Annotated in this window: 4 protein-coding genes and 1 pseudogene; all 5 read right to left on the bottom strand. The window is 67.4% G+C overall.

Going from position 1 to position 6,461, the window contains the following annotated elements; translation table 11 throughout:
* Positions 1-671: alpha/beta hydrolase (locus tag CA234_RS23645; protein ID WP_164521930.1), on the bottom strand; the 671-nt coding region annotated here is incomplete at its 3' end.
* Between the two features lie 23 nt (positions 672-694).
* Positions 695-3,595: a TonB-dependent receptor gene (locus CA234_RS23650; protein ID WP_126002908.1), complete on the bottom strand. Its 2,901-nt coding sequence runs from the start codon at positions 3,593-3,595 to the stop codon at positions 695-697.
* A gap of 324 nt (positions 3,596-3,919) precedes the next feature.
* Positions 3,920-5,485 (bottom strand): carboxylesterase family protein, encoded by a 1,566-nt coding sequence (locus CA234_RS23655; RefSeq protein ID WP_126002909.1) that lies wholly within the window; start codon positions 5,483-5,485, stop codon positions 3,920-3,922.
* Entirely contained in the window at positions 5,470-6,225 is a 756-nt protein-coding gene (gene kduD, locus CA234_RS23660) for a 2-dehydro-3-deoxy-D-gluconate 5-dehydrogenase KduD (RefSeq protein WP_125978386.1), read from the bottom strand. Before kduD ends, CA234_RS23655 begins: the two co-directional genes overlap by 16 nt.
* Positions 6,226-6,355: 130 nt before the next feature.
* Positions 6,356-6,461, bottom strand: a pseudogene (locus tag CA234_RS25105) (5-dehydro-4-deoxy-D-glucuronate isomerase); the annotation flags it as partial.

A 6,461-nucleotide genomic window follows, 5' to 3' on the forward strand; every position in this document is an offset into this window, starting at 1 on the left:
GTCATCGACTGGACCGCATAGAGCAGCGCCGCGCCGTCGGGGCGCGCAGAGAGGCGGTCCGCCGCATCGATCGCGGCATAGGTGGGGGCATCGAAGCGGGTCGCGAGATCGCCGCAAAGATGACCGCCCGCCGAGAAGCCCATCGCGACCATCCTGTCGGGCCGGATGCCATATTGCCCGGCGCGCGATCGGAGCACCCGTATCGCCCGCTGCGCATCCGAAAGCGCCACGTCCGGGCCCGCGCCCCAGCCCTCGCCCGGCAGCCGGTAGAACAAGACGAAGGCGGTATAGCCGCGCGCCGCCAGCCAGCGGCCCGTCTCATAGCCTTCCTTGTCGACCACCACCCAGCGATAGCCGCCGCCGGGAAAGATGAGCACCGCCGTACCGTTGGGCCGCTCCGGCCGGAACACGACGAGCCTCGGGTGGGTGACCCCATGGACGGCACGGTCGGCAAGCTGCAGATCCTTGCTCCGCTCGTCGACCGTCTCGACCGGCGGCGCGGCGGGAAGTCCCGGCGCACCGTCCGGCCAAAGGTCGATCGTCTCGCGCGGGTCGGGGCGACCCGGCACCCGCTGGCCGGCCACCGCAGGCGGCGAGGTCTGCGCTGCAGCGGCCCCGCCGATGCCGAGGGCGAGCGTTCCGAGCAGCGCCCGTCTGCGATCGATACCCATCGCCTCCTTCCCTTTCGCGCTGCTCACATCTTAAAGCGCGCACCGATCAGGATCGTGCGACCGAAGTGGTTATATTCATAGTTCCGGTTGGCATCGAGATCGGTGTAGCGATCGCGATAGTCGTCGGTGAGGTTCGTGCCTTCCAGCGACACCTCGACGTTCGGCGTGATCTTGTAGCGGATCGAGGCATCGACGTTGAGCGACGAGTTATACCCCTCGAAGATGTTGCCGGTGCCGGAGCCGCCATCGATATACGGCCCGCGATAGCTCACCGAACCGCGCGCGCTGAACTTCTGGTCCTCATAGTAAAGCGTGCCGTTATAGGCGCGCTTCGACAGCCCGTAGAGCGTCTCGGTCCGCGTTACCGCGACCAGCGCGCCGCCGGGTGCGATCGCCGGCCCGCTCTGCGTATATGCCGCATCCGAATCGATGAAGGTCGCGTTGGCGATCATGCCGAAATTCTTGAGGAAGCCCGGCAGGAAGCGGAAGGCGGTCTGGAACGAGACTTCCATGCCCTTCAGCGACGCGCCGGTCCCGTTGGTGATCGTGCTGATCTGCCAGATCTGCCCCTCCGGGTTCGACGCTGCAGGCGAGCTTGGCGGGATGATCGACAGCGGCAGGCCGGTCGAAGCGTAGCTGCCCGAGGTGGTCACCGAAACGGGGAAGCTCTCCACATTCTTCTTGAACAGCGCGACCGAGAAGATCGATTGCGGCGCGAAATACCATTCGGCGGCGATGTCATAGGAGGTCGCGCGGAACGGATCGAGCTGCGGGTTGCCGAAGTTGATGCGATAGTTGAAGCCGTCGACCGAGCCGCCGGGAGTGAGATTGCCGAGCGTCGGCCGGGTCATCACCTTGGAAACGGCGCCGCGCAGGATCACCTGCTCGGTCGGGAACAGCGCAACGTTGATCGCCGGCAGCCAGTCGTCATAGTTGCGCCGCACCGTGACCGCCACGCCGTTGTTGAGACCGGTGGAGGTCTGGTCGGTTCGCACGTAGCGCATGCCGGCATTGGCGGCGTAGCGAAGCCCGAACAGATCGCCCTTCACGTCGAATTCGAGATAGCCGCCCTTTGCAGCCTCGACCACGTTGCGGATGTTGCCCGGATCGATCGCCAGCGGGCGATCGTAGAGGCCGGTATATTTCGCCGAGGCGTCGATATTGGGGATGAGGAAGGTGCTGGTCGTGCCGGACGGCTGGCCGGCATTGCCGAGGTTGAACGTCTCGCCCAGCCCCGCTGCCGGGAAGCCATAGATGGCGCCCGGCGCGAAGACCTGGCTCGATGCCGAGCAGGTCACGTTGCCCAGCACCGCGTCGCGCGCGGCGGCGGCTTTGGTCGGGCACACCACGGCATCGCGGGTATAGGCGACGGAGTCGAAGGAGAAGCGGCGATAGACACCGCCTGCCTTGACCTGAAACCCGTCGGTCACGTCCCATTCGGTGCGCAATTGCGCGGTGCGGAACTTGTTGGTGACGTTCGAGGGGCGATCGCGGATCTCGGCCAGCTGGAAGTTCGCCGGATCGGTCACGCTGGTGCCGAAGGTCAGCTTCGGCTGCCACATGTTGGAATAGTCGTAGCTGTAGTTCTGCGCGGTGCGGTTGTCGAAGACGAAGGTGGTCTCGACCGGGATGCTCGCATCCGATTTCGAAATGCCGCCGAGCAGGGTGAAGCGGAGCGTGTCGGTGACGTCCTGGTCCCAGCTGCCGCCGATCTGATAGAATTCCGTCTGCGACTTGCGCAGATAATGCTCGGTGCGGACCCAGGCATCGTTGAGCGTGGCCGACACCATGTTGCCCTTGGTGTCATAGGTCGGGTTGAGCAGGTCGATCGAGCGCTCGTTCGAGCGCAGCAGCACCTCGCCCCATTTCTCCTCGCGCGTCTCCTTGAAGCGCGAATAGAGCCCGTCGATCGAGATCTTGGTGCGGTCCGTCGGCGCGAACTGGACGCTGCCGGTGATGCCCAGCCGCTCGCGATCGTGCCCCACCTCGCCATAGCGCGGGATGCGCGGGTGGAAGGCCAGCGCCGCCTCGTTGCAAGCCGCGCTGGAGCGATAGGTGCCGCCGCTGTTGCGCACCGGCGTCGTGCCGGTCGCGCTGTTGTAGAAGCAGGGCGTACCGTTCACCGAGTCGAAGCGCGCCTGCGCCCAGCGCACCGTGTTGTTGCCCAGCTCGAGATTGTTGGTCTTGCTGTACGCCGCCGAAACCGACGCGCCGAAGGTGCCGGCGGCGTTCTTCCAGGAGAGCAAGCCGGCAAGCCGCGGCCGCACATTCTTGGAAAGATCATTGTAGCTCGCCTGCGCCGAACCAACCGCGGTGAGGCCGGTCTTGCCGGCCAGCGGGTTGCCGGTGTTGAGGTCGACCACGGCGCCGAGCGAGCCCTCGTCCAGCGAGGCTTCCGCCGTCTTGTGGACGACGATCGAGGTGAACAGCTCGGACGCGAACACGTTGAAATCGAAGGCGCGATCGCGGTTCGCGCTGGCGCCATCGGTCGAGGTCGCCACCGTCTCCATGCCGTTGACGCGAACCCGGGTGAACTGCGCGCCGAGACCGCGCACGGTGATCGCCCTGCCCTCCCCGGCATCGCGCTGGATCGAGATGCCGGGGATGCGCTGCAGCGATTCCGCCAGATTCTGGTCCGGGAACTTGGCGATGTCTTCCGCGACGATCGCGTCGACCGCCGCCACCGAATCGCGTTTGACGTTCAGCGCCGCATCGAGCGAGCGGCGAAAGCCGGTGACGATGATTTCCTGATTTTCCGCCTGCCCGGCGTCGATGCCGGTCGACGGCGTCGTCTGCGAGCCATCCGGCGCCACCTGCGCCGCGGCTACCATCGGCGCAGCCAGCGCCAGGATCAGCGCCCCCGCCGAAACGCCCCGCAAGTGCCGCATGCGTGCCTGTCCCGGCACCGAGAACCCCTCAGCCATCTCTCTCTCCCTTCGTCCCCGCGGGACGGTCCGTTCTGAAAGCGGCTGCGCGCGCCTGCGTCGCTGCCGTCGTCCAATCCGTGGGAAGGGCCCTTGCACGCGATATCCGCGCGTCTGCTCGATCCTCCCCGGGGTCCACGGGTCTCCGTCCGCTGTCCCCATGCCTTTTCTGCGCGCGATGGTAACCGGTGTCAACAGGCGTTTCGCACGGCGAACAAGGTCTTTTTCGTCACTGGTTTGGAGCGTCGCAGAGAGAACGGATCGCGCCGCGGACATGAGGCGCGATGACGTCGGCCCTCGGTCGCTCCCTCCCGCGATCGCCGGTCAGGTACCGGGCTGGATATAGGGGACGCGGGAGAACAGTTCGCGCTGCCAGCGGCGCGGATCGTTTTCGATATGGCTGTGCGCGTCGAACACCATCGTCGCCCGGGTCGCGAGGTCGTAGCGCGGCCAGCGCGGCATGCCCGGAGGATTGGGATCGCCGGTCCGGGCGAAGGCGACGAAGCGCTCCTGCATCGCCGCACTGGCCGCCCGCGCGTCGGCCGCCGTGCCGGTTTGCGAGCCTTTTGCGGCGAGGGTCCCGAACACCAGCGGAATGTCGATCGTGTGGAAGGCGCCGCGCCGCGGATCGGTGCGCGAGGTGAAGTCGACCTGATATACGAAAGTGGGCGCACCGGCGGCGGCTCGCGCCTCGGCCTCGATCACCTGACCGCGCCAGCTGCGGCCCGCGGTGGTGGCGGCATAGAAGATCTCGGTCGGCGACCAGTCGGGGAAGTGCGCGCGATATTGCGCCACTACCCATTCGGGCAGGATGTCGATCTTCAGCTCGGGCGCCATGCGCGCGGCGAGATTGTCCCAGTCGAGTCCGCGCACCTTCTCCGAATCCGGCGAGAGAAACGCCCTGGTCTCGTCGCGAACATTGCCGAGGATCATCGGGATCGCGTTACCCAGCGGGTTTGCGTCCGGCCAGAAGGGGTGACGGGTCAGCCATCGCATGTCGAGCACCGGGCCGAAATACAGGCCGCCGCCCAGGATCGGGTCCGTCGCGTCGAGCGCTTCCACGAGCCGCGCCACCGGAAAATCGAGCAGCGGGGAAAGGTCGCGCTCCGAAAGCTTCAGCGCCGCCAGATAGGCACGCGCCCGCGCGGTGGCATTGAGCGGTCCCGAGGCGGTCACCTGCTGGCCGCTCATCGTCGCGGCGCGGTGGAACAGCCCCTGCGCGGCCGGCATGCCCAGCATCGTCGCGATCTTGGCCCCGCCCCCGGACTGGCCGAACACCATCACCCGCTGCGGGTCGCCGCCGAACGCGGCGATGTTGGCGCGCACCCAGCGCAGCGCCAGGATCAGGTCCAGCTGCCCCGCATTGCCGCTATCGGGCAAGCGCGGATCTAGCCGCGCAAGATAGAGATAGCCGAGCGCATTGAGCCGGTGGTTGACGGTGACCACCACCACGTCGCCCCGCGCGGCCAGCGCCTCGCCGTCGTTGAGCGGATCGGTGACGCTGCCGTTCGAATAGGCGCCGCCATGGACGTACAGCATCACCGGCTTGCGCGCCCGGCTGTCCGCTTCGGTGGTCCAGATGTTGAGATAGAGGCAGTCTTCGTCCTGCGGGCCATAAGGACCGCGCTGCGGGCAGACCGGGCCGAACTTGTCGGCAGCGATCGTCTGCCCCGGAGCGGCGAAGGCGACAGGCGCGCGAAAGCGCGGGGCGGTGCCATATCGGATGCCGCGAAACGCTCGCACCCCGCTGGAGCCGGTACCGACGAAGTCGCCCGCGGCAGTGCGGACCACACCGTCCGGGGCTGCGCGCGCGGCCGCCGCGGCGACCAGCGCCGCCCCCGCCCCGAGCGCGCCGCGCCGCGTCCAGCCTTGGCTCACCGCGCGAGCCATCCGCCGTCGACCGCAAGGATATGCCCCTGCACATAGGCCGCCGCATCGGAGGCAAGGAACACCGCAGCGCCGCCGAGATCTTCCGGCGCCCCCCAACGCGCCGCCGGTATCCGGTCGAGGATCGCGGTGTTGCGCGCCGCATCCGCCTGCAGCGCGGCGGTGTTGTTGGTAGCGATATAGCCCGGTGCGATCGCGTTGACCGTTACCCCGTGTCGCGCCCATTCATTGGCGAGCAGCTTGGTGAGCCCACCGACTCCCGCCTTGGACGCGGTATAGCTCGGCACCCGAATGCCGCCCTGGAAGGTGAGCATCGACGCGATGTTGATGATCCGCCCCTTGCCTTGCGCGATCATGTGCCGCCCCGCTGCCTGGCTGAGGAAAAACACCGATTTGAGATTGGTGTCGATCACCGCATCCCAGTCCGCCTCGGTGAAATCAACGGCGTCGGCGCGGCGGATGATGCCCGCATTGTTGACCAGGATATCCAGCCGCCCGAGCCGCGAGAGTGTCTCGTCGACCACCTGCCCTATTGGCGCGATCGTCGACAGGTCGGCGGAGACGATCTGCGCCCGGCGGCCGAGCGCGACGATCTTGGCTACCGTTTCCTCGGCAGGTGTGCGGCCGACACAGGCGACATCCGCTCCCGCCGCCGCCAGCGCGACGGCAATCGCCTGCCCGATGCCGGTGTTCGCGCCGGTGACGACGGCCACTCGGCCGCTGAGATCGAAGGGGTTGGTCATGGCATGTCCCTCTCCCCCTGCGGGAGGGGGTCGGGGGGTGGGCCCCCGCTATCCAAGGATTGCATCGCGCGCGAAGGCCGGGGGCCCACCCCCCAGCCCCCTCCCGCGCGCGGGAGGGGGAGTTAAGGGGTCAGGCCAGCTGGCAGATATCCAGCACCTGCATGTCGGTATAATCCTGGTTCTCGCCCGCCATCGCCCAGATGAAGGCATAGGCCTTGGTGCCCGCGCCCATATGG

The organism is Sphingomonas sp. ABOLE (genome assembly GCF_003950455.1).
GTDB classification, from domain to species: Bacteria; Pseudomonadota; Alphaproteobacteria; order Sphingomonadales; family Sphingomonadaceae; genus Sphingomonas; species Sphingomonas trueperi.

Excerpts from the sequence above, each read along its gene's own strand:
- CA234_RS23650 (WP_126002908.1), bottom strand. The coding sequence starts at position 3,595 with ATGGCTGAGGGGTTCTCGGTGCCGGGACAGGCACGCATGCGGCACTTG.
- CA234_RS23655 (WP_126002909.1), bottom strand. The coding sequence starts at position 5,485 with ATGGCTCGCGCGGTGAGCCAAGGCTGGACGCGGCGCGGCGCGCTCGGG.
- kduD (WP_125978386.1), bottom strand. The coding sequence starts at position 6,225 with ATGACCAACCCCTTCGATCTCAGCGGCCGAGTGGCCGTCGTCACCGGC.